19 protein-coding genes and 1 pseudogene are annotated in these 21,938 nt (G+C 63.0%); 6 read left to right on the forward strand and 14 right to left on the reverse strand.

Translation table 11 applies throughout. The features are described 5' to 3' along the window. Window positions 1–873 carry a helix-turn-helix transcriptional regulator gene (locus P9228_RS09785; protein WP_278053206.1) on the reverse strand — a complete coding sequence of 291 codons (873 nt, stop codon included), beginning with the start codon at window positions 871–873 and terminating at the stop codon, window positions 1–3. A gap of 101 nt (window positions 874–974) precedes the next feature. Here P9228_RS09785 and P9228_RS09790 point away from each other — a divergent pair, with 101 nt between their 5' ends. After that, a complete protein-coding gene (locus tag P9228_RS09790) occupies window positions 975–1,820 on the forward strand; it encodes an SDR family NAD(P)-dependent oxidoreductase (RefSeq protein WP_278053207.1) in 846 nt (281 codons plus the stop codon). Next, complete coding sequence (locus tag P9228_RS09795; protein ID WP_278053208.1) at window positions 1,817–2,533, forward strand: SDR family oxidoreductase; 717 nt, start codon at window positions 1,817–1,819, stop codon at window positions 2,531–2,533. Before P9228_RS09790 ends, P9228_RS09795 begins: the two co-directional genes overlap by 4 nt. 5 nt (window positions 2,534–2,538) lie before the next feature. Here the strand turns inward: P9228_RS09795 and P9228_RS09800 are convergent, their stop codons facing one another. Next, on the reverse strand, window positions 2,539–3,033 hold the full coding sequence (locus tag P9228_RS09800) for a DUF3592 domain-containing protein (protein ID WP_278053210.1): 495 nt from the start codon (window positions 3,031–3,033) through the stop codon (window positions 2,539–2,541). Between the two features lie 370 nt (window positions 3,034–3,403). On the opposite strand from P9228_RS09800, the gene P9228_RS09810 reads away from it, so the two are divergent. Beyond that, a complete protein-coding gene (locus P9228_RS09810; RefSeq protein WP_278054087.1) occupies window positions 3,404–3,562 on the forward strand; it encodes a hypothetical protein in 159 nt (52 codons plus the stop codon). Here the strand turns inward: P9228_RS09810 and P9228_RS09815 are convergent, their stop codons facing one another. The 5 genes and pseudogenes from P9228_RS09815 to P9228_RS09835 form a co-directional block, all read right to left on the reverse strand. Beyond that, window positions 3,563–4,021 carry a carboxymuconolactone decarboxylase family protein gene (locus P9228_RS09815; protein WP_067328952.1) on the reverse strand — a complete coding sequence of 153 codons (459 nt, stop codon included), beginning with the start codon at window positions 4,019–4,021 and terminating at the stop codon, window positions 3,563–3,565. An 11-nt stretch (window positions 4,022–4,032) separates the two neighbouring features. Further along, on the reverse strand, window positions 4,033–4,551 hold the full coding sequence (locus P9228_RS09820) for an Rrf2 family transcriptional regulator (protein ID WP_067328950.1): 519 nt from the start codon (window positions 4,549–4,551) through the stop codon (window positions 4,033–4,035). 108 nt (window positions 4,552–4,659) lie between these two features. After that, window positions 4,660–5,973: an NAD-dependent dihydropyrimidine dehydrogenase subunit PreA gene (preA, locus tag P9228_RS09825; RefSeq protein WP_095828934.1), complete on the reverse strand. Its 1,314-nt coding sequence runs from the start codon at window positions 5,971–5,973 to the stop codon at window positions 4,660–4,662. Between the two features lie 2 nt (window positions 5,974–5,975). Beyond that, window positions 5,976–7,340: an NAD(P)-dependent oxidoreductase gene (locus tag P9228_RS09830; RefSeq protein ID WP_278053212.1), complete on the reverse strand. Its 1,365-nt coding sequence runs from the start codon at window positions 7,338–7,340 to the stop codon at window positions 5,976–5,978. A 108-nt stretch (window positions 7,341–7,448) separates the two neighbouring features. Further along, a pseudogene (locus P9228_RS09835) lies at window positions 7,449–8,174 on the reverse strand (gamma-glutamylcyclotransferase). A gap of 278 nt (window positions 8,175–8,452) precedes the next feature. Between P9228_RS09835 and P9228_RS09840 the strand changes: the two are divergent. Next, window positions 8,453–9,229 (forward strand): VOC family protein, encoded by a 777-nt coding sequence (locus P9228_RS09840; protein WP_278053214.1) that lies wholly within the window; start codon window positions 8,453–8,455, stop codon window positions 9,227–9,229. 126 nt (window positions 9,230–9,355) lie between these two features. On the opposite strand, the gene P9228_RS09845 is transcribed toward P9228_RS09840, so the two are convergent. Further along, a complete protein-coding gene (locus tag P9228_RS09845) occupies window positions 9,356–9,844 on the reverse strand; it encodes a hypothetical protein (protein WP_067328944.1) in 489 nt (162 codons plus the stop codon). Window positions 9,845–10,043: 199 nt separating this feature from the next. Here P9228_RS09845 and P9228_RS09850 point away from each other — a divergent pair, with 199 nt between their 5' ends. Next, the gene (locus P9228_RS09850) at window positions 10,044–10,436 is read left to right on the forward strand and encodes a DoxX family protein (RefSeq protein ID WP_278053216.1); all 393 of its coding nucleotides are present in this window, start codon (window positions 10,044–10,046) and stop codon (window positions 10,434–10,436) included. 27 nt (window positions 10,437–10,463) lie between these two features. Here the strand turns inward: P9228_RS09850 and P9228_RS09855 are convergent, their stop codons facing one another. Together P9228_RS09855 and P9228_RS09860 are read right to left on the reverse strand one after the other, a co-directional pair. Continuing rightward, complete coding sequence (locus tag P9228_RS09855) at window positions 10,464–12,890, reverse strand: FAD-dependent oxidoreductase (protein ID WP_278053217.1); 2,427 nt, start codon at window positions 12,888–12,890, stop codon at window positions 10,464–10,466. Window positions 12,891–13,128: 238 nt separating this feature from the next. Next, window positions 13,129–14,667: a trimethylamine methyltransferase family protein gene (locus tag P9228_RS09860; protein ID WP_278053218.1), complete on the reverse strand. Its 1,539-nt coding sequence runs from the start codon at window positions 14,665–14,667 to the stop codon at window positions 13,129–13,131. A 211-nt stretch (window positions 14,668–14,878) separates the two neighbouring features. Between P9228_RS09860 and P9228_RS09865 the strand changes: the two genes are divergently transcribed. Further along, complete coding sequence (locus P9228_RS09865) at window positions 14,879–15,469, forward strand: transglycosylase SLT domain-containing protein (protein WP_278053220.1); 591 nt, start codon at window positions 14,879–14,881, stop codon at window positions 15,467–15,469. Window positions 15,470–15,489: 20 nt separating this feature from the next. On the opposite strand, the gene P9228_RS09870 is transcribed toward P9228_RS09865, so the two are convergent. The 4 genes from P9228_RS09870 to P9228_RS09885 all read right to left on the reverse strand — a co-directional run bounded on the left by P9228_RS09870 (window position 15,490) and on the right by P9228_RS09885 (window position 21,763). Further along, window positions 15,490–17,700, reverse strand: coding sequence for an ABC transporter ATP-binding protein (locus P9228_RS09870; RefSeq protein ID WP_066990565.1), 2,211 nt, complete (start codon window positions 17,698–17,700; stop codon window positions 15,490–15,492). A gap of 50 nt (window positions 17,701–17,750) precedes the next feature. Further along, window positions 17,751–18,908, reverse strand: coding sequence for an ABC transporter permease (locus tag P9228_RS09875; RefSeq protein ID WP_278053224.1), 1,158 nt, complete (start codon window positions 18,906–18,908; stop codon window positions 17,751–17,753). Between the two features lie 12 nt (window positions 18,909–18,920). Next, window positions 18,921–19,955, reverse strand: a complete 1,035-nt coding sequence (locus P9228_RS09880) for an ABC transporter permease (protein WP_067328931.1) — start codon at window positions 19,953–19,955, stop codon at window positions 18,921–18,923. Between the two features lie 149 nt (window positions 19,956–20,104). Further along, the gene (locus tag P9228_RS09885) at window positions 20,105–21,763 is read right to left on the reverse strand and encodes an ABC transporter substrate-binding protein (RefSeq protein ID WP_095779087.1); all 1,659 of its coding nucleotides are present in this window, start codon (window positions 21,761–21,763) and stop codon (window positions 20,105–20,107) included. Window positions 21,764–21,938 lie beyond the last annotated feature (175 nt).

Below are 21,938 nucleotides of genomic sequence, written 5' to 3' on the forward strand. Positions count from 1 at the left end.
TCAGGCGCTGCGCCGTTCGGCGGGCTTCTCTTCCAGCAGCTTCTTGAGCTTGGCGATCGTATTCTGCTCGGGCAACGGCGTGTAGACGATCAGCCGCATGTCCGAGCCGTCGTCGATCGACAGGCTCATATGCTCGAAAGCCATCGGGCCGGCTGTGGGATGGCGGACGTGTTTCACGCCCGTCAGCCTTCTCGCCACGTCCCGCCGCGGCCACCAATCACGGAACTCCGGGCTTGAGCGCATCATCAGCGCGATCAGCCGCTCGAAATCCGGATCGCCGACATATTTGGCGCTCTCCGCGCGAAACGAAGCGAGCACCACGCGGGCAAGCTCTTCCCAATCGACCAGCAGCCGGCGGTGATGCGGGCTTGTGAACACCAGATGGACGATGTTGCGGGCATCGCCCTCCAGCAGGCCATAGTCACCGAAGACGGCGACCGCCGCCGGATTCCAGGCGAGCACGTCCCAACGCCGGCCAACCACATAAGCCGGCTGCAGGACGAGGCTCCCCAGCATGTGGAGCAGTGTGGCGTCGACCTTTTCAGACGTCGCCGCGCGCTGCTCCGGCTGCTGGCGGCCGGCAAGGATGAACAGATGCCGCTTCTCGACGGCGTCCAGGCGCAGCGCCTCGCAGAGCGCGGTCAGCACCTCGACCGAGGGCCGCACGTCCCGCCCCTGCTCCAGCCAGGTGTACCAGGTGGTGCCGACGCCGGCGATCATCGCCACTTCCTCGCGCCTCAGCCCGGGCGTACGCCGCCTGGCGCCGCTCGCAATCCCAATGTCGGCAGGCGAGAGCCGCTCCCGGCGCGAGCGCAGGAAAGCGCCGAGCTCGCGGCGGCGGCTGTCGTCAGGGGAATGGGGCACGGCATCCATGCAGCTATTATAGCAGTATCGATACCAGGATAAAAATTGAACTGTTTGGCCTGCGCGCCGCGCCCCATCTTCGTTCAGAGCAGCATAAGGAGGTTCTGAACATGGAACTTAAGAATAAGACCGTTCTCGTCACCGGCTCGACCGACGGGGTTGGCCGCGTGGTCGCTGAAAGGCTCGGCGCTGCCGGCGCCCGCGTGCTGGTGCATGGCCGCGACCAAACTCGCGCCAAGGCGACAGTCGCTGCCATCGAAGCCGAGGGCGGCAACGCCGAATTTCTGCTTGCGGATCTTTCGTCGCTCGCCGAAGTGCGCCGCCTTGCCGACGCCGTGCGGGCAGGAACCGACCGGCTCGACATATTGATCAGCAATGCCGGCGTCGGCACGGGCGGCGAAGGCGCAAAAAGGCAAGTGAGCGCCGACGGCTACGAAATGCGCTTCGCCGTAAACTATCTCGCAGGCTTCCTGCTGTCGTCGGAGCTTTTGCCCTTGCTGAAGGCAAGCGCGCCGGCGCGCATCGTCAATGTCGCCTCCGCCGGCCAGCAGGCGATCGATTTCGACGATATCAATCTGGCCCGCGGCTACAGCGGCGTGCGCGCCTATTGCCAGAGCAAGCTGGCGCAGATCTTGTTCACCATCGATCTGGCCGAGCAGCTCGAAGGCAGCGGCGTCACCGTCAATGCACTCCATCCAGCAAGCTACATGGATACCACCATGGTCCGGCAGGCCGGCATCACACCGTGGAGCTCGGTCGAGACCGGCGCCGACGCGATCCTCAACTTGGCAATATCTCCGGCGCTCGAAGGGCGCAGCGGCCTCTATTTCGATGGCCAGCGGGAATCGCGCGCCGATGCCCAGGCCTATGACGAAAAAGCCCGCAGCCGGTTGCGGGCGCTCAGCCTCGAACTGACCGAACAATCTTCCGCGACATCCAAGGAACAGCATTCATGAGCATCGAACATTGCGTCATCATCGGCGGCTCGTCCGGCATTGGCCTTGCCACAGCCAAACGGCTGCTCAGCCCCACGATGAAGGTGACGATCACCGGCCGCAGCGAGGACAAGCTGAACAACGCCTGGAAGAGCCTCGGCGGCACCGTCGGCAAGGCCGCTTTCGACGCGACCAAGCCGGACGCGGTCCGGCACTTCTTCGATGGTCTCGGCCCATTCGATCATCTCGTTCTCGCCGCAAGCGGCGGCAAGGGCCTTGGGCCGTTCGCGACCCTCGACCTTGCCGACATCGGCGGCGGCGTCGACGAGAAGATCAAGCCGCAGCTAGGCTGCTTGCAAGCAGCCCTGCAGGCCTTGAACAAAGCCGGATCGGTCACTTTCATTTCGGCCGTCTCGGCGCAGATCGCAGCACCCGGCATTGCCGGCATCGGCGCCATCAACGGCATGCTTCTGACCGTAGTCCCGATCCTGGCCGTCGAACTGAAGCCGCTGCGCGTCAACGTAGTGGTCCCCGGCGTCATCGATACGCCCTGGTGGGCTTTTCTATCGGGCGAAGAGCGGCAGGCGGTCTTTGCCGAGTACGCCGGAAAGACGCCGGTCGGCCGTATCGGCCGCGCCGAGGACGTCGCCGACGCGATCGCCTTCCTGGTGTCCAACGGTTTCATGACCGGCCAAGTGCTGACCTGCGACGGCGGCTTGCGCTTCGCCGCCTGAATGGATCAATTGGAAAAGAGGCCGGGCAGGAAGGCCAGCACCATCAGCCCGGCGACGACCGCATACCAGACAACCAGGTGGACTGCCTTCATCAGCGGGCGGCCCACTTCCCGCGCCCGCTTCGGGTGGAGAGGGTCATAAATCACTTCGACCGCTGCGCCGACGTTCCCAATCGTTCTGTTGACCGGCAGGTGCGAGTAGAAACGCCAGGTCTTGCCCAGTCGGTCGGCGAATTCGATGATCGGCGTGTCCGGCCCGTCGCTCGACTTGTCGATGCCGATCACCTTGCCGGTGGCAAAGGCGCCGCGTCGCCTGAGCATGATGTCGCCATAGGTCTGTATGGCGACGACCGCGAGGAAGAAGACGCCGCACAGAAAGCACCATATCTGAATGTCGCTCGGATGCTGGCCGAAGGCTCCCGCGACTGCACGGAACGGAGCCAGCGCCTGGTGGAAGGCATCCGAAACGCGTGCCCAGAATGCAGTCCAGTTCTGCTCCATGAACGCTCCGACGGGCGAACCTGTTTTTTGCTAATACAGGACAATCGCGACAAACCGATTAACGCGGCGCCATCGACTGCGCGGAATCCGAGTGCAGTTGTCAGGCATAGAACCCGCGCCAGGAACCCGCGGCCAGGGCGACATTGGCGACGAAGCCGTTTATGCGTGAGGCGCGATCCGGCCCTGATGATCCCAGAAATTGTGAAACATCGGCGTCGCGACGATCAGGAACAGGGTCAGGCTTGCCGCCGCCAGCGCGGTGAACAAGACGCCGATCACCAGCAGTCCGGAGCGACCTGCAGGACATGCCCAGCCACAATGCCGGCCCTGCCGGCACGCGGCGTGCCGCCATCATCAGGATGAGCAGGTCTTGTGCTGGGCGTTGCGCAGGCCGGGCAATGACGAAGGCGCCGCCGAGCAGCAGGCGCGCGGCAAACAGAATCTCGCTTTGAAGATTCTCAAACATGTCATTGATCTCGCAAATGAAAGCCGCGCGGAACCGTCTTCGGATCCGCGCGGCTTTGGATGATCAGGCAGCCTTGGCGGCCGGCATCGGATGGATGGCGTGGAACGACACGCAGAGCCGGTTCCAGGTGTTGATCATGCCGATCACCACTGTCAGCTTGACCAGCTCTTCCTCGGAGAACTGCTCCAGCGTCCTGGCGTAGAGATCGTCCGGAACGCCGTTGTCGGAGATGTTTGTCACCTTCTCGGTCCAGGCGAGCGCGGCGCGCTCGCGCTCGGAAAACAGCGGCGACTCCTTCCAGGCGGCGACCAAATAAAGCCGCTGCTCCGTTTCGCCATCTCGCCTTGCCTCGCGGCTATGCATCTCGACACAATAGGAACAGCCATTGATCTGCGAAGCCCTGAGCTTGACCAGGTGCATCAGGCTTTCTTCCAGCCCGCACTCCTCGACGGCCTTGTTGAGCGCCATCACCGCCTTCATGATTTCAGGCGCCTTGGCGAAGAACTGCAGCCTCTGTTTCATTCTCTTACCTTTCACGCTTTGCTTGGTTGTTGAACTTTCTGCGCCCGCTGATGGCGTTCGACGAAGGCGCAGCTTGCGGCGACGGTGCGGGGATCGGCGTCGTTCATGAAATCGGCGACGATGTCGGAGAGCTTTGCATCGGCAAGCGCGGCGCGATAAGCGCGCTCGGCCCTCAGCATCGCGGCATTGATGCCGCACGGTTTGACATAGGCCGACGCGTCGAGCTTGACCGGGCCGCGCTGGCGGATCTCGCCGCAGCGGAAGGCAGGCTCCCTGCCCTCGACCGCAAGCACGATGTCGAGCAGCGTGATCCGCTCGGCCGGCCGCGCCAGCCTGTAGCCGCCTGCCGGCCCCGGCACGGATTCCAGGATGCGCGCCGTTGTCAGCTGATTGAGATGCTTCAAGAGATAGCTCGGCGACAGGCCGAACGCCTCGGCCATGGCCGCGCCCGACATGGTGCTGTTGCCGTCGACGCCGGCAAGCATGGCGGCGCAGTGGATCGCCGCTTCGACGCCCTCTCCCAGCTTCACGATCTTTGACTCCGATTCATGGATAGTTTATATCATGGATAATTTTTATCTCAATAGCGGGAACGAAAAACGGCACCCGAAGGCGCCGCATTCGTTCAAAAGTGTTCCCTACTCCGCGGCAACCTTAGCCATCGGATTGTTCGGATGCGTCGTCCAGTTCGCGTAGACCGGCGACACCGGCATGCCCGTGCGCTGATCCAGCACGCCGGCGGCCAGCGGTTCCATCGTGATGCAGCCCTCGACCGGGCAGACATTGACGCAAAGATTGCACCCGACGCATTCGGCTTCGATCACCTCGAAATGCCTGACACCGTCGACCATGCTGGTGATGGCCTGGTGCGAGGTGTCCTCGCAGGCGATGTGGCAGCGCCCGCATTTGATGCACGCGTCCTGGTCGATATGCGCCTTAGCGACATAGTTGAGGTTGAGATACTGCCAGTCCGTGACATTGGGTGTGGCGCGGCCGATGATGTCGGACAGCGAGGCGTGGCCCTTCTCGTCCATCCAGTTCTCCAGCCCCGCGATCATCTCCTGCACGATTTTGAAGCCGTATGTCATTGCCGCGGTGCAGACCTGCACGTTGCCGGCGCCGAGTGCCATGAATTCGGCAGCATCCCGCCAGGTTGTGATGCCGCCGATGCCCGAGATTGGCAGGCCGTGCGTTTCCGGATCGCGCGCGATCTCGGCCACCATGTTCATCGCGATCGGCTTCACCGCCGGGCCGCAATAGCCGCCATGCGAGCCCTTGCCATCGATGGTCGGCTGCGGCGCGAAACTGTCGAGGTCAACCCCGGTGATCGAGTTGATGGTGTTGATCAGCGACACCGCGTCGGTGCCGCCGGCTTTGGCGGCGCGCGCCGGCTTGCGGATGTCGGTGATGTTCGGCGTCAGCTTGGTGATGACCGGCATGCGCGTGTACTGCTTGCACCAGCGCACCACCATCTCGATATATTCCGGCACCTGGCCCACCGCCGAGCCCATGCCGCGTTCGCTCATGCCGTGCGGGCAGCCGAAATTGAGCTCGATGCCGTCGGCGCCGGTCTCCTCGACCAGCGGCAGGATCGCCTTCCAGCTTTCCTCCTCGCAAGGCACCATGATCGAGGCGACCAGCGCCCGATCCGGCCAGTTCATCTTCACCTGCTTCATCTCGCGCAGATTGGTCTGCAGGTCGCGGTCGGTGATCAGCTCGATATTGTTCAGGCCGAGCAGCCGGCGGTCGGCGCCCCAGATCGCGCCGTAGCGCGGGCCGTTGACGTTGACGACCGGCGGGCCCTCTTCGCCAAGCGTCTTCCAGACCACGCCGCCCCAGCCGGCTTTGAAGGCGCGTTCGACATTATAGGCCTTGTCGGTCGGCGGCGCCGAAGCCAGCCAGAACGGATTTGGCGACTTGATGCCGACGAAGGTGTTGCGGATGTCTGCCATGCTCATGCCCTCCCGTTAGAGGTCAGTGCCCGGTGGATGGATTCGGCGGCGTCGCGGCCTTGCGCCACGGCCGAGACCGTCAGGTCGTCGCCGCCGAAGATGCAGTCGCCGCCCGCCCAGACTTTCGCCAGCGAGGTGCGGCCCTCGGCATCGACCCTGATGCGGCCGCCATCGAGCTCGATGGAGGCAACGCTGCCGTTGAGATGGGCCGGCACAAAGCTCTGGCCAATCGCCTTGAACACCTGGTCGGCGTTGAGCCTCAGCATTTCGCCGGTACCGGCGAGCTTGTCGCCATTCATGGCTGTGTATTCGAGCTCGATCGCCGACACTTTGCCGTTCTCGGCGATGACGCGCTTCGGCTGCAGCCAGTGGCGGATCGTGACGCCGTTCGCGGCGGCCAGATCCTGCTCGAAGCCGGAGGCATTCATATGCTCCTGGCCGCGCCGGTAGCAGATCGTCACCTCCTCGGCGCCGAGCAGCTTCGACTGCACCGCGGCGTCGATCGCCGTCATGCCGCCGCCGATGACGACGACGCGGCGGCCGACCGGCAGGCTGGAAAGGTCGCCTGCCTGCCTGAGTTCGGCGATGAACTCGACCGCGTTGGCGACGCCATCCGTATCCTCGCCTTCGGCGCGCAGCGCATTGACGCCGCCGAGCCCGAGGCCAAGGAACACCGCATCGTAGTTGCGGATCAGGTGGGAAAGCTGGAAGTCCCGTCCGAGCGCTTTGCCGTTCTGGATGTCGATGCCGCCGATCGCGGTGACGTAGTCGACCTCGGCCTGAGCGAAATCGTCGACGCTCTTGTAAGCCGCGATGCCGTATTCATTGAGGCCGCCAGCCTTCGGCCGCGCTTCGAGGATCGTCACATCGTGGCCGTGGCGGGCCAAGCGATGGGCCGCCGCCAAGCCCGCCGGCCCGGCGCCGACCACGGCGACCGTTTTTCCGGTCGGTTCGGCGCGCTTGTAGAACTGCTTGCCCTCATCCATCGCGACGTCGGTCGCATAGCGCTGCAGGCGGCCGATCTGCACCGGCTTGCCCTCCGCCACCTCGCGCACGCAGACCTCTTCGCACAGCGTCTCCGTTGGGCAGACGCGGGCGCACATGCCGCCAAGAATGTTCTGGTCGAAGATGGTCTTGGCCGAGCCCAGCGGATTCCCGGTCGCGATCTGCCGGATGAACATCGGGATATCGATCGAGGTCGGGCATGCATTCATGCACGGCGCATCGTAGCAGAAATAGCAGCGATCGGACTCGACCAGCGCCTCGTGATGATCGAGCGGCGGGTGCAGGTCGGAAAAATTATCGGCATACTGCTCGGCAGACAGCCGGCCGCCGGCTATGCCTTCGATGAAATGACCAGTCGCCATTCCAGTTCCCCTTGTTTGTTTTGAGGAAGGCTAGCACGTTTTATTTTTTTATCAATTGGTCAATTTTCGGCCAAGCTGCTGTATTACTTGCATAAAAACATGATAATATCAGTCATGTTTCGCCACGCCGATGTCTGTCGGTTCAGCGCATTCAATCCTGGAGGGATGGATCGACCTGATCTCGTCGGCCACGAGCTCCTGCAGGCGCCACAGATTGCGGTCATGGATGCCGGATGTTTCGAGGTGGCTGACGGTGTAGTAAAGATATTCGGCGCCGGAACCTACATGGCCGCACGCGCGTGTCAGTATCTTTGCCACCCTTTCGAGCGGCTGCCTGAGCGACGTGCCCCTACCCGTACCCCGACCCAGAAACCCAGCGCCCGCAGCGATCCTTGCGCCGTGCGTACCGGAACCCACCGGACCGAGCTGACGCTTTCATGATCGTCGATTTCTCGCCGCAGCAATCTCTCGATCTGGGCGGGCTTCTCGCCGTCCGGCAGACGATAGATGACGCCGTCACAAAGCCGCCGCGCTCGAGCATCATCAACCCCGGCTGCGCGGCGCTGCCTCGCCAGCGCACCATGTCGAGGCAGAAGGAGCGATGCCAGCCATAGGCGGAGGCGCGGCGTTGCTCGATGGATTCCAACGCCGGCTTCCAGATCAGCGAGCCATAAGCGAACACCCAGAGCGGCCCCTCGTCGGCCTCGTCTGACAGGCGCGAGGCGAGCGCGCGGAAATCGTCGTCGTTAAGCTGGGTCCAGTCCCCGCTCGGACCAGGGTCGAGCTCCTCGCGATGGCAAAGCCGCTCTTGGGCGCAAGCGACATTCGACGCAGGGAAGACAGCCCCTCGTTGCCCGCAGCAAAGGCTAAAACCCCGGGCCATGCAAGATCACCGTTCCTATGGCGCTTCGCGCAGAACGGATAGGCCGACGCGCTTCAAGCTCCGATTTGATGCGTGTCGGCCGCCCAAAACCGCTGCGCATTTTTGAGTGACATGCATGAGCGCCTTGCCGTTCTCGATTTCTGGTCCAGATGTCGGATTTCTGTCGCCGAGATCGTCCTACGATGGATCGGAACCGCGATCGCTGCCTGAACCGGTGAGGAGACCGACCATGCCGAATGCCGCAAAACCCTTCTTCTGGTACGAACTGATGACCACCGACCTCGACGCCGCCGAGGCTTTTTATACTGCTGTCGTCGGCTGGCGGGCCGAGCCCTTCGACAAGGCGCCGGGCATGCCGCGCTATATCGTGGTGAATTCCAGCCTGCGCGGCGTCGGCGGATTGATGACGATGCCGGAGGATGCCGCCAAGATGGGCATGCCGCCGGCCTGGCTCGGTTACATCTACACCAAGGACGTCGATGCCTCGACGAAGGCGCTCAAGGACGCTGGCGGTGCCGTTCATCGCGCGCCGGATGATATTCCCGGCGTCGGTCGCTTCGCCGTCGTCGCCGACCCGCAGGGCGCGACCTTCATGTTCCTGCAGCCCAACCAGCCCGAGCAGCCGCCGGTACCCGCTACCACGCCCGGCCATGTTGGCTGGCACGAGCTCTACACCTCGGACTGGAAAGCCGCTTTCGACTTCTATTCCAGCCAGTTCGGATGGGAGAGCGCCGGTCAGTTCGACATGGGCGAGATGGGCATCTACCAGACCTTCGGCGCCGGCCCCGAATCCGGCGGCGGCATGATGAACAAGCCGCCGCAGATCCCGGTCCCGGTCTGGCAGTTCTATTTCAACGTCGACGCAATCGACGCCGCCGCCAAGCGCGTCACCGACAATGGCGGCAAGGTATTGATGGGACCGATGGAGGTGCCGAGCGCGCAGTGGATCATCCAATGCCAGGACCCGCAGGGCGCGCATTTCGCGCTGCTGGCGCCTGGGCGGTAGAAACTGCCGCTTCCCTTTGTTGGAGAGATGTCCGGTCCACCCTCCGCAGCCGCGGCGCAGCTGCTGCGGAGGTCGGGCCGGGCAGAGGGGAGCGCTGGCCCGGCGCCAGCGTCGCCCTCTTGGGCGTCACTCCGGCGTCAGCACCGCCACTTTGAGATCGGCCTTCTTGGCGCCGCTGAGCTGCACGGTGGCCGGACCGGCCGACAGCTTGAAGCGCACGCTCTTGCGAATGCCTGGGCAGGTCTTCGCGCGGCTGAAGCCCGCCGACTTCACGGCGCGGCCGTCTTGGACGACATCGATCCAGACCTCATCGGACAGGCTGAACTGGAGCTCACCTTCAGCCGGTACGGTCACGCTTGCCATCGCGCCGAACGTGCCGGCTGCCGGTGCACGTCCAGGCGGAACTTCAAAGCCGATCGTGTCGACCGCTGCAAGTGAGAAATCCGCCGCTTGCCCGACTGTCAGGGCCGCGCCGGACTGGGCGGCGGACGCTGACGGAAACAGGGCCTGCTCGCGTGTCACCGGCCATTTGAAAGCATCACAACCAGCATCGGCAGCTATGGCGAAGCTCGTGCCTGCAAGGAATGCGAAGAGGCTGATGGCGAATTTTTTCATGGCGATGGATTCCCGGATGATTTGGTGTATCCGCGCATCAATACAACTTATGAGAGACAATTGCAACCACGGCGAGAATAAGCCGGAAGAGGTGAACTCATGCCCACTCACCGATTGTTGATGGCAGGGCATGGGAAGTGAATGGTCCGCTTCCGGGCGATAATTTATGGCGGGTCCGGAAGGGCAAGATGGAGTTTAGATGAAGCTTTTAGAAGGTCTCTCCCGCTATCAGCCGCAGGCGCTGGGCGTGCTTCGCATCATGACGGCGCTGCAGTTCACCGAGCACGGCACCCAGAAGCTGTTCAATTTCCCCGCCGGCGCCCATGCCGGGGCGCTGACGGGGCTCGCGCCGACGTCCGCAATCCTTGAATTCGCCGGCGGCATCCTGCTGGCGCTGGGGCTGTTGACCCGACCCGTGGCGTTCCTGCTCTGCGGCGAAATGGCCATCGCCTATTTCATGGCGCATTTCCCGCGCGACTTCTTCCCCATTAACAATGGCGGCGACGCGGCGATCTCGTTCTGCTTCATTTTCCTCTATCTGGTCTTTGCCGGTCCCGGCGCTTTCGCGCTCGACAACCGCCGCAGCGCCTGATGCCCTGTGCGGACGCGCGCCTGTTTTTCAGGCGCGCATCCGCTCGAAATTGGCATCGAACAGCGGCGTTGCCTGAATGCGCGCGGCGTGGCGCTTGCCGAGGATCTCGATCTCGAAGCCGTCGGGCCTGTCGGCGATCTCCTTCGGCACGTAGCCCATGGCGATGGACTTTTTTGCATTGTGCGCATAGCCGCCGGACGTCACCCAGCCGCGCACGACGCCGTCATGCCAGATCGCCTCGTCACCGATGACATCGGCATCAGTGGTCTCGACGATGAAGGCGCGCAGCCGGAGCTTGCCGCCCTGCTTGCGCTCGGCAAGTGCTGCTTCCTTGCCGATGAAGTCGGCCTCCTTGCCATAGGCGACGAAACGGTTGAGCCCGGCCTCGACCGGTCCGTAGATCGGCCGGTATTCGCGCGCCCATGAGCCGTAATTCTTTTCGAGCCTGAGCGCATTGAGCGCGCGTGAGCCGAACAGGCCGATGCCGAATTCCTCGCCCGCTTTGACCAGCGCCTGGTAGGCGGCGCGCTGATATTCCGGCGCCACCCAGATCTCATAGCCGAGATCGCCGGTGTAGCTGACGCGGCCGACAAGACACGGCGCCATGCCGATATCCATCCTGGCGACGGCCATGAATGGGAACGCCGCGCTGGAGACGTCGGCGCGGGTGACTTTGGCCAGCACCGCCCTCGCCTTCGGCCCGGCGATGGCTAGGCCGGTGAGCTTCTGCCCCAGCAATTTTATCTCCACCGAGCCGTCCTTCGAAAGATGCGCTTCGAACCAGCGCATATGGTACTGCTCGGCGACGCCGGAGCCGGCGATGAACCAGTCGCTGTCGTCGATGTTGGCGAGCGTGAAATCGCCGATCAGCTTGCCGTCTTCCTTCAGCATCGGCGCCAGCGTCATGCGGCCGGGTTTCGGCAACCTGCAGGCAAGCAGACGGTCGAGCCAGGCTGCCGCCCCCTCGCCCGTCACCTTGTACTTGGCGAAGCTCGAGATCTCCGAGAGGCCGACGCCGTTGCGAACGGCGGCCACTTCGCTGCCGACATGGTCGAAATCGGTCGACCGCCGCCAGGAGAACTCGTCCTTGACCCCTTCGGGCGCATACCAGAGCGGCACTTCCAGCCCAAAGGCGACGCCCCATTGCGCGCCCTTGGCCGACAATGTGTCGTAAAGGGGCGTTGTCTTTAGCGGACGCCCGGCCGGCAGTTCCTCGTTCGGGAAGCGGATCGAGAAGCGGCGCGAGTAATTCTCGCGCACCTTGGCATTGGTATAGGCCATCGTCGCCCAGTCGCCGTAGCGCGCCACGTCCATCGCCCAGATATCGGCGCCGGGATCACCCTCGATCATCCAGTTTGCGAGCGCCAGGCCAACACCGCCGCCTTGGGAAAAACCCGCCATGACGCCGCAGGCGACCCAGAAGCCCGGCAGGCCGCGCACCGGACCGACCAGCGGATTGCCATCCGGCGCAAAGGTGAAAGGTCCATTGATGATCTGCTTGATGCCGGTTTTCTGGAAGGCCGGGAAGTGACGGAAGCCGATTTCGAGCGAAGGCGCGATACGGTCGATATCCGGCTCCAAGAGCTCATGGCCGAAATTCCAGGGTGTGGAGAATTCGGACCAGACCTTGTTGGCTTTCTCGTAGGTGCCCATCAGCATGCCGCCGCGCTCCTGGCGCAGATAGAGCTCGCCGTCGAAGTCGACCGCATGGATGATTTCCGTGCCGGTCTTTTTGTTCCAGTCGGCGACCTCCGGCATGTCCTCGGTGATCAGGTACATGTGCTCCATGGCGAGCACCGGCAGTTCGAGCCCGACCATGCGGCCGACCTCGCGCGCCCAAAGACCGCCGGCGTTGGCGACATGCTCGGTGATCACATCGCCCTTGTTGGTGATGACGCGCCAAAGCCCGTCGGGCCGGCGCACGATGTCCTCGACCTTGGTGAAGCGCTCCACTTCCGCGCCCAGCTTCCGCGCCGCCTTGGCGTAAGCGTGGGTGACGCCGGAGGGATCGAGATGGCCGTCCTCCTTGTTGCGCACGGCGCCGACGAATTGCTTCGGATCGATGAGCGGCATCAACTCGGCCGCTTCCTTCGCCGAGATCACCTCGAGGTCGATGCCGAGATAGCGGCCCTTGGAGACGACCCCGCGCAGCCAGTCGAGCCGCGCCTCGGTTGCTGCCAAGAGCACGCCGCCGGTCAGATGCACGCCTGTAGCCTGGCCGGAAAGCTCCTCGATCTCCTTGTAAAGCGAGATCGTGTATTTCTGCAGCTTAGCGACGTTGGGATCGCCGTTGATGGTGTGCATGCCGCCGGCCGCATGCCAGGTCGAGCCCGAGGTCAGCTCATCGCGCTCCAGAAGCACCACGTCCGTCCAGCCGTGGCGGGCAAGATGGAACAGCACGGAACATCCTACGACACCGCCGCCGATGACCACGACCTTTGCATGCGACTTCATGGGTTCTTCTCGTTATCTCAGTGAGTTGGGAAGACAAATTGAATCGGAAAGGCAGCACCAGGCACCCCCCTCTGGCCTGCCGGCCATCTCCCCCTCAAGGGAGAAGATTGGCAGTTCATGCGTCTCGCTAAATTCCCCGCGCTGAAGATTGGCGAAGGCCGAGGTGACATCCAATCTCCCCCCTTGAGGGGGAGATGTCCGGCAGGACAGAGGGGGGTGCCTCGCGCCGACGGAAAAGTCACGGCTCGCCGTGCCCGATCGCTTCCTTGCGGCGCGCCATATAGGCTTCAAGTGCCTCGCGCACGGCTGGGTCCATTGTCGGCTGAACGTACTCTCCCAGCGCCTTCTTCCAGAGCCGGGTCGCGCGCGCCGTCGTGTCAAGCGCGCCGGCCTCCTGCCAGGCCTCGTAGTTCTGCCAGTTGGAAAGCATCGGCTGATAGAAGGCGGTGGCATAGCGTTCAAGCGTATGCGGCTCGCCGAAGAAGTGGCCGCCGGTGGGCACGGCGCCCAATGCGTCGACCGCCAATTCGCCTTCGTCGACCACGATCGGCCGCAGGAATTCCATCATGTGCTGCATCATCTCGACATCGATGATGAGTTTTTCGAATGAGGCCGTCAGTCCGCCCTCCTGCCAGCCGGCGGCATGATAGACGAGATTGCCGTGGCCAAGCACGGCACCCCACAGCGCCATCAGCGTCTCATAGGCGCCTTGCGCATCGGCGGCATTGGACGCCGAGCCCGGCGTCGTGCGGTACGGCAGATTGTAGCGCCGCGCCAATTGCCCGGAGGCGATGTTGGCCTTGGTGTTCTCCGGCGTGCCGAAGGCCGGCGCGCCGGACTTCATGTCGACATTGGAAGTGAAGGCGCCATACATCACCGGCGCGCCGGGCCGCACCAATTGGGTCAGCACGATGCCGAACAGTGCCTCGGCATTTTGCTGCGCCAGCGCGCCGGCAAGCGTCACCGGGCTCATCGCGCCCATCAGCGTGAACGGCGTCACCGCCACCGACTGGCCGAACTCGGCCATGGTCATCAGCCCTTCGGCCATCATCTCGTCGAAGCGGCGCGGCGAGTTGACGGAAATGATGGTGGTGACGCCGGGATCCCGGCCGATCTGGTCGAGAGTCAAGCCACGCGCGATCGCCATCATCTCGATGCCGTCCAGCGCCCTGCCCCGGCCGATCGCCGAGACATGGAAGCATTTGTCGGTCAGCGTCAGATTGGCGAAGTAGGTGTCGAGGTGCCGCGAATTCGCCGGCAGCTCGATCGGCGCGCAGACCTGGTTCCCCAGCATATGGATGCAGTTGAAATGCTGCGCCAGCCGGACGAGATCGCAATAGTCGGCGAGATTGCCGGCGCGGCGGCCGCGCTCCATGTCGTGCACATTGGGCGGCCCGGCCACCAGCGTGAAGTTGATCGTGTTGCCGCCGAGATAAACGGCGTGAGCCGGGTTGCGTGGCGTAAGTGTGTAGCCGGCCTGTGTCGTCTTCAGCGCTTCGTCGACCATGCCCCGATCGAGGCGCACATTCATCGAGCTGTGATCGACCTTGGCGCCGGCGCGTTCGAACAGCGCGAGCGCTCGCGGGCTCATCACCTCGATGCCGAAACTTTCGAGAATATGCATCGAGGCCTGGTGAATGGACTCGATCTGGTCGGCCGAAAGCACCGCCATGGGCGGGTAAGGGTTGACCACACGCCGTGGCGGCAGCTGCGGAATGGGGGCGGGCCCGCGGTTGCTGGTCCGTTCGGCGCCGCGTTTTCGTCTTGGTTCGGTCATGCGTCTATCAGAGCGCCGACGTCAGGCGCGAGCTGTCAGGAATTCGCCATTTGCCGGCGTGATTTTAGCTAAGGCGGCATTTTTTCGTTCTGATGAAGACAAATGCGACGAGTGAAGTCGAAATATCGATAGAGCCCAGATCGAGGAGCCTCGGTCGGCGTTAAGGAAGCTCGAAAGATTCCTTTTATGATTTCGCCCTATTCGTCTTCCGATGCCTAGCTCGAGTTTTAGTAAAACTGTCGTTGTCTCTGTGCTGCTGGCGCTTTCGGCCTGCGCGACGGCGCCCAGCCACATCAACAATGTCTGCGCCGTCTTCGACCAGAATGACGGTTGGTTCGACAACTGGCAGTCCGCCGCCGAGCGCACCGAACAAAAATACGGCATTCCCGTTCCGGTGCTGATGGCGACGGTGCGCAAGGAATCCGGCTTCAAGAGCAACGCCCGGCCACCGCGCACCAAGCTGCTCGGCTTCATTCCCTGGAAACATGTCTCCACCGCCGTGGGCTATTCGCAGGCGCTGGACGGCACCTGGTCGCAATATCAGATGGAGACCGGCAACTGGGCGGCGCGCCGCAGCCGTTTCGCCGACGCCATCGACTTCGTCGGCTGGTATCATTCCAAGACTGTCGACAGCTTCGGCGTCGCCCGCAACGACACCTACAGTCTCTATCTCGCCTACTATCTCGGCTGGTCGGCCTACGGACGCGGCAATCGCGGCGATGCCGGCGTGCAGAACTACGCGCGCGCCACGGACCAAATGGCCCGCGACTACGCCGCCCAGTTGCGGCAATGTGGGAACTGAGGCCGGGACCCGGCGAAGTTTTAGTTCGGCTTCGGCCTCTTGCCCCTCGGGCGCTTGGGCGGGGTGCCGGCAAAGCCCGGCCCAGTGCCGTGCGGCGCGTCGTCCGGCACGCCTTCATGTGCCGCATGCTCCTTGTCGAACTTGATGACCGGCTCCATCTTCGCCAAGACATCGTCCGACAGCCAGCACAGGCTCATATGGCCGTTGCCGAGATTCTTCACCGGCGGCACCGTCGTCTCGCACAGATTGTCCGGCACCAGCTTCTTGTAGCCGCAGCGCGTCTGGAAGGGGCAGCCGGTCGGCGGGTTCATCGCCGATGGGATATCGCCTTCGAGCACGATGTGCTTCTTGACCACGCTGGTGTCGGCGATCGGGATCGCCGAGAGCAGCGCCTCGGTGTAGGGATGGTAGGGCGGCGAGAATATCTGGTCCGTCGTCCCCTGCTCGACGATATAGCCGAGATACATGACGACGACGCGGTCGGCGATGTAGCGCACCACGGACAGGTCGTGGCTGATGAACAGCATGGTCGTCTTGTTCTTGCGCTGAATGTCCATCAAGAGTTCGGTCACCGCCGCCTGCACCGAGACGTCGAGCGCCGAGACCGGCTCGTCGGCCACCACCACCTTGGCGTCGCCAGCGAAGGCGCGGGCCACGCCGATGCGCTGCTTCTGGCCGCCTGAGAGCTGGCGCGGCTTGCGGGTCTCGAACGCCCGCGGCAGCTTCACCAGGTCGAGCAGCTCCAGCATGCGCTTGCGCCGCTCGGCGACGGTCTTGCCGACATTGAACTTCTCCAGCGTGCGGATGATCTGCGAGCCGACCGTATGGCTGGGGTTCAGCGTGTCGAACGGGTTCTGGAAAACCATCTGGATCGACGACACCGTTTCGACATTGCGGCTCTCGATGCCGGTCGACTGGATCTCCTTGTTGCCCAGCGTCACGGTGCCCGAGCTTGCGGTCTCAAGCCCCAGAAGCACCTTGGCGAGCGTCGATTTCCCGCAGCCGGACTCGCCGACGATCGCGACCGTTTCGGACTCGCGCGCGGTGAACGAAATCGTCTCGTTGGCCTTGACGACGCGGCCTTCGCTGGAGCCGAACACCTCGCTGCCGCCGACCTTGTAATACTTCTTGAGATTGTCGATCTTGAGCACCGGCGCGCCGGGCTCGACCTTTTCGTTGACCTTCTTGGCGCCGGGCGGCAGCGCTTCCCAGTCGATCTCGTTGAAACGCACGCAGCGCGAGAAATGGCCCTCATGCCCCTCGACGGCAACCATCGGAATTTCGGCGGCGTTGCAGACGCCCTCGACGAAATGGTGACAGCGGGGTCCGAAATTGCATCCCTTCGGCCGCTCATGCGGCAGCGGCAATTGGCCGGGAATGGAGATCAGCGGCCGCGAATTCTTGTCGGCGCCAGGCAACGGAATCGAGCGGAACAGCCCTTGCGTATAGGGGTGGCGCATCCGGTCGAACACGTCCTCGATCTTGCCGGTCTCGACCGCCTCGCCGGAATACATCACCGTGATCTTGTCGCAGGTCTCGAGAATGAGGCCGAGATTGTGCGACACGAAGATCATCGAGGTGCCGAACTTCTGGCCCAGCCCCTTGACCAGTTCGACGATGCCGGCCTCGACGGTGACGTCGAGCGCCGTCGTCGGCTCGTCGAGGAGCAGCAGCGCCGGTTTCGACAGCAGCGCCATGGCGATGACGATGCGCTGCTGCTGGCCGCCCGAAAGCTGGTGGGGATAGGAGCGCATCATGCGCTCCGGATCGGGCAGCTTGACCGCGCGCACCATCTCCAGTGCACGGTTATGGGCCTCTTCCTTCGAGACCTTGTCGTGGATCAGCGGCACTTCCATCAATTGCTGGCCGACCTTCATCGCCGGATTGAGGCTCGCCATCGGCTCCTGATAGATCATGGCGATCTTGTTGCCACGGATGGCCCGAAGCTCCTCGTCGGACATCTCGCCCATGTCCCTGCCCTGGAACTTGATGCGGCCGCCGACGATCTTTCCGATGTTTGAGAGGTCGCGCATGATGCCGAGCGACACGGTCGACTTGCCGCAGCCGGATTCGCCGACGATGCCCATCGCCTCGCCGGGCATGACCGTGCAGGAAAAGTCCATCACCGCCGGGATCTCGCCCTTGCGGGTGAAGAAGGAGATCGAGAGGTTCTCGATCTCGATGATCGGCCCATTGGTCGTCTTGGCTGGATCTCGAACTGCCTCGTTCATGGGTCGCTCCAATCCTTGCTTCCTGGAAGATGGGGCCCGAAGCCCCGCCATCAATCCTTCATCGACTGTTCGCGCAGCGAATCCGCCAAAAGGTTCAGGCCCAGCACGAACGACATCAGCGCGATCGTCGGCGGCAGCGCCGGGTGGATGAAGGAGCGCAAGAGCCGACTGGCATCCTTGATCGCCGTGCCCCAGTCGGGACTCTCGGGCGCCAGCCCCAGGCCGAAATAACCTAGCGTGCCGAGCAGGATCGTCGTATAGCCGATGCGCAGGCAGGCATCGACGATCAGCGGTCCGCGTGCATTGGGCAGGATTTCCCACAGCATGATGTACCAGGGCGATTCACCGCGCGTCTGCGCCGCCGCCACGTAGTCGCGTGTCTTGATATCCATGGTCAGCCCGCGCACGATGCGGAACACGCCGGGGCTGGAGGCGAACACCACCGCCACGAAGATGTTGAGCTGGTTGGGATCGATGTGGACGATCCTCAGCGGATCCTTGTCGAAGACGAGGCCCGTATAGATCCAGCCCCCGATGACGAGCGTCAGGCCGAGCAGGAGATAGAGCCGGTCCGGCCGGTTCTTGTAGCGGGTCCAGAACAGCACGCAGAAGAAGATGATCGGGAACAGGAAGAACAGCCCCGCCAGGGCGTACGGGATAGGCGTATCCATGATGCCTGGCGTCACCAGCAGGTAGAACAAAAGGATCACCGGGAAGGCCAGCACCAGATTGGCGAGGAAGGACAGCACCGTGTCGATCTTGCCGCCGTAGTAACCGGCCGGCAGGCCGAGCGTGATGCCGACCATCAGCGCAAAACCGGTCGCCGCCGGCGCGATGATCAGCACGATCTGGCTGCCATAGACCATGCGCGAGAACACGTCACGGGCAAGCTTGTCGCCGCCGAAATAGTAGACGAGCTTCGATGTCGGCTCGATCGCGCCGGGCAGCGTATCCTTCATGATCGACACCTGGGCCAGCGGATCGAAAGGCGAGATGGTCGAGGCGAAGATCGCCGTGAACAGCCAGAACAGGCAGATGCCGACGCCGGCAATGCCGACGCCGCTGTCAAAGAGCTGGCCGTAGAGCCCGAGCTTCTTCTTGTAGGTAAAGCTAACGCCCATCACCAGGACAAGCGCGACCCATACCGGCCAGAAGCGCCAAAGCACGCCGAGCACGACATCGAAGGCACCGATATATTCGATCTGCATCCGCCCTGCCCCCTATTGAACTCTGATGCGCGGATTGAGAAACGCGTAGCCGACATCCGAGATGAGTTGGGTGATCAGCACGATGAATACCGAGACCAGCGAGCAGCCGAGCAGAAGGTCGATGTCGTTGTTGCCGGCGGCCTCGACCAGCGTGTAGCCGAAACCCTGGTAGCGGAACATCACCTCGACGATGACGACGCCGGTGAGCAGCCACGGGAACTGCAGCATGATGACGGTGAAAGGCGCGATCAGCGCGTTGCGTAGCGCGTGCTTGATCACCACACTGCCGAAGGAGAGGCCCTTGAGGCGGGCCGTGCGGATATACTGCTGCGTCATCACCTCGACCATCGAGGCCCGTGTCATGCGCGCGATATAGCCGGTGCCGTAGATCGCCAGAGTGATCACCGGCAGGGTGAAATTGTAGAAGGTGATGCCCTGGCTGGCGGATGCCGCCGAGCCGTTCAGCCAGCCCAACCACGAGGCGAAGATGACGGTGAAGATGACGCCCGACACATATTCGGGCGTCGCCGTCGAGGCGATCGAGGCCACCGACAGGGTCCGGTCCGTTCGCGAGCCTTCGCGCATGCCGGCAAGGATGCCGATGAGCAGCGAGATCGGCACCATCACCGCCAGCACCCAGAACATCAATATGCCGGTGGCGCCGAGTGCCGGAAACAGCTTGGCCGCGACCGTCGTCTTGAACTTGGTCGAACAGCCGAAATCGCCCTGCAGCACGCCGGAGAATTTCGGCTCGACCGGGTCGTTGCAGAAGGAGAAGCGCTGCGTCACCTTGCCGGTGGCAGGATCGGTGATCGGCTGCTTGGGCAGGACGCCCAGCCATTGGCCGTAGCGCGCAAAGAAGTTCTGCCGGTAGCCGTGATTGACCAGCCAGCTTTCGAGCTGTTCGGCCGACGTGTGCATCTCGGTCTGGCTGATCGCCAGCTTCTTCAAGTTGGGCTCGAGATTGACGAGAAAGAAGACGACCAGCGTCAGGCATAGCATCGTGAGCAGAATCGTGCCGATGCGTCTGGCAATGAATGAGAACATGCGCGCTCCCCTGCCGGCCGGGTTGGGGTCAGATAGGTTCAACCCTGTGTCGGATACCTTGTGAGGCTCCGCCACCGTTGCACAATACGCAACGGCGACGAAGCTGCAAATAAGAGGGGCTGACGCCCCTCATATTTGTCGCAAAAGGATCACGCCTGTTCGAGCCAGACCTTGCCGAAGTCGTGCTCATAGGTCGGGTGCATCGAGTGGTTCTTCACCTCGGGCTTGATGTTGATGTAGAGCTTGCGCCAGTAAGGCTGGATGATGATGCCGGAATCCTGCAGGGTCTGCTCGATGTCCTTCATCACAACCTTGCGCTTCTCCGCATCGGCGATGCCGAGCGCCTCGTTGACCTTCTTGTCGAAGTCGGGATTGGCGTAGGCCGTCTCGTTCCACGCTTCGCCGGAGCGATAGGCGATGGAGATGACCTGGATGCCCAGCGGGCGCATGTTCCAGTTGGTTTGCGAGAACGGATACTTCGTCCAGTCGTTCCAGAAGGTCGAGCTCGGCAGCACGGTGCGCTTCACCTTGATGCCCGCTTCGCGCAGCTGGGCCGCGATCGCGTCCGTGGTGTTCTTGTGATAGTCTTCGTCGTTGCTGATCAGTTCGTGCTCGAAATCGATCACGCCGGCTTCCGTCAGCATCTGCTTGGCCTTGGCGATGTCGCGCTTGACCTCGGGCAGCTTGACATATTCCGGATGGATCGGCGCGACATGGTGGTTTTCAGCCGGGGTGCCGGCATTGCCGTAGCCGAGCTGCAGCACCGTGGCGTTGTCGACCGCAAGCAACATCGCCTGACGAACCTTCTGGTTGTCATACGGCTTGTGGGTGATGTTGAAGCGCGACACCACGGTGGCGGCCGTGACGACCTCCGAAACCGGCGCGCCGACATCAGCGATGATCTTGATGTAGTCGGCGGTCGTTTCGTGGTTGGTCTGGACTTCGCCGGATTCGAAAGCCGAAACCGTCGCCGCCGGATCGGTGCCGTAATCGATGAACTCGACACCATCGAGGAAAGCTTCGCCCTGCCACCACTTGCCGGTCTCGCGGCGCTTGTAGACCACCTTCTGGCCGACATCGTAGGAGACAAGCTCGAACGGACCGGTGCCGATCGGGCAATTCTTGAAGTTGGCGCCCTTCTCATCGAAGGTCTTGTGCACGACCAGTGCCGGATAATCGCACATGTTCGGGATGATGGCGATGTCGGGCTTGCTCAGCTTGAGCTTGACCGTCATGTCGTCGACCTTGACGACGGAGCCTTCGCGCAGCTTCTTGGTGCCGTCGTCGACCAGGCTGCCGAGGCGGCCAGGCATCGAGTTGCCTTCCGCTGCCTTGTCGGCCCAGCGGGTGAAATTGTAGATCACGTCGTCGGCGGTGAACTTGTCGCCGTTATTCCATTCGACGCCTGGCCGCACATGCAGCGTGTATTCGGTGGCGTCGTCGTTGATATCCCAGCTTGCCAGCAGGTAAGGCGCGAAGGTGTACTCCTTCGTGTACTTCACCAGCGGCTCGAGCGCCTGGCGCTCGGCGTTCGCAATTTCCGACCAGTCGGCGGTGCGTGGATCCTTGGGATCCTTGATCGACATGGCGACCTTCAGCACGCCGCCCTTCTTGCCCTGCACGTCCTCGGCCTTGGCCGGCGTCGGCGCGGCGAGACCGAGCATGCCGTAAGCCATTGCCGTCGATGCACCGAAAACGCTGGCCAAAGCCAGGAATTCACGGCGGTCCACCGTGCCCGACTTGGCCGCTTCGGCCATCGCCAGGATGTGGTCCGGAACGCGGTCACCGTTACTTTTATAGATTGCCATGACTGACTCCCATTGTTTGGCTTTCTGCCTTTTAACATTCCGCATCCAGACCGTGATGTCAAAAGCCGGTTTGGAATTGGAACATGGTGGGGAATGTGCAACTTTGGAATTGGGCCGGTTGGCGTGATAGCGACAGCCTTGACGCAAATTTGTTAGTCCACCGCACATTTCCGAA

Source organism: Mesorhizobium sp. WSM4898 (assembly GCF_029625845.1).
Lineage (GTDB): Bacteria > Pseudomonadota > Alphaproteobacteria > Rhizobiales > Rhizobiaceae > Mesorhizobium.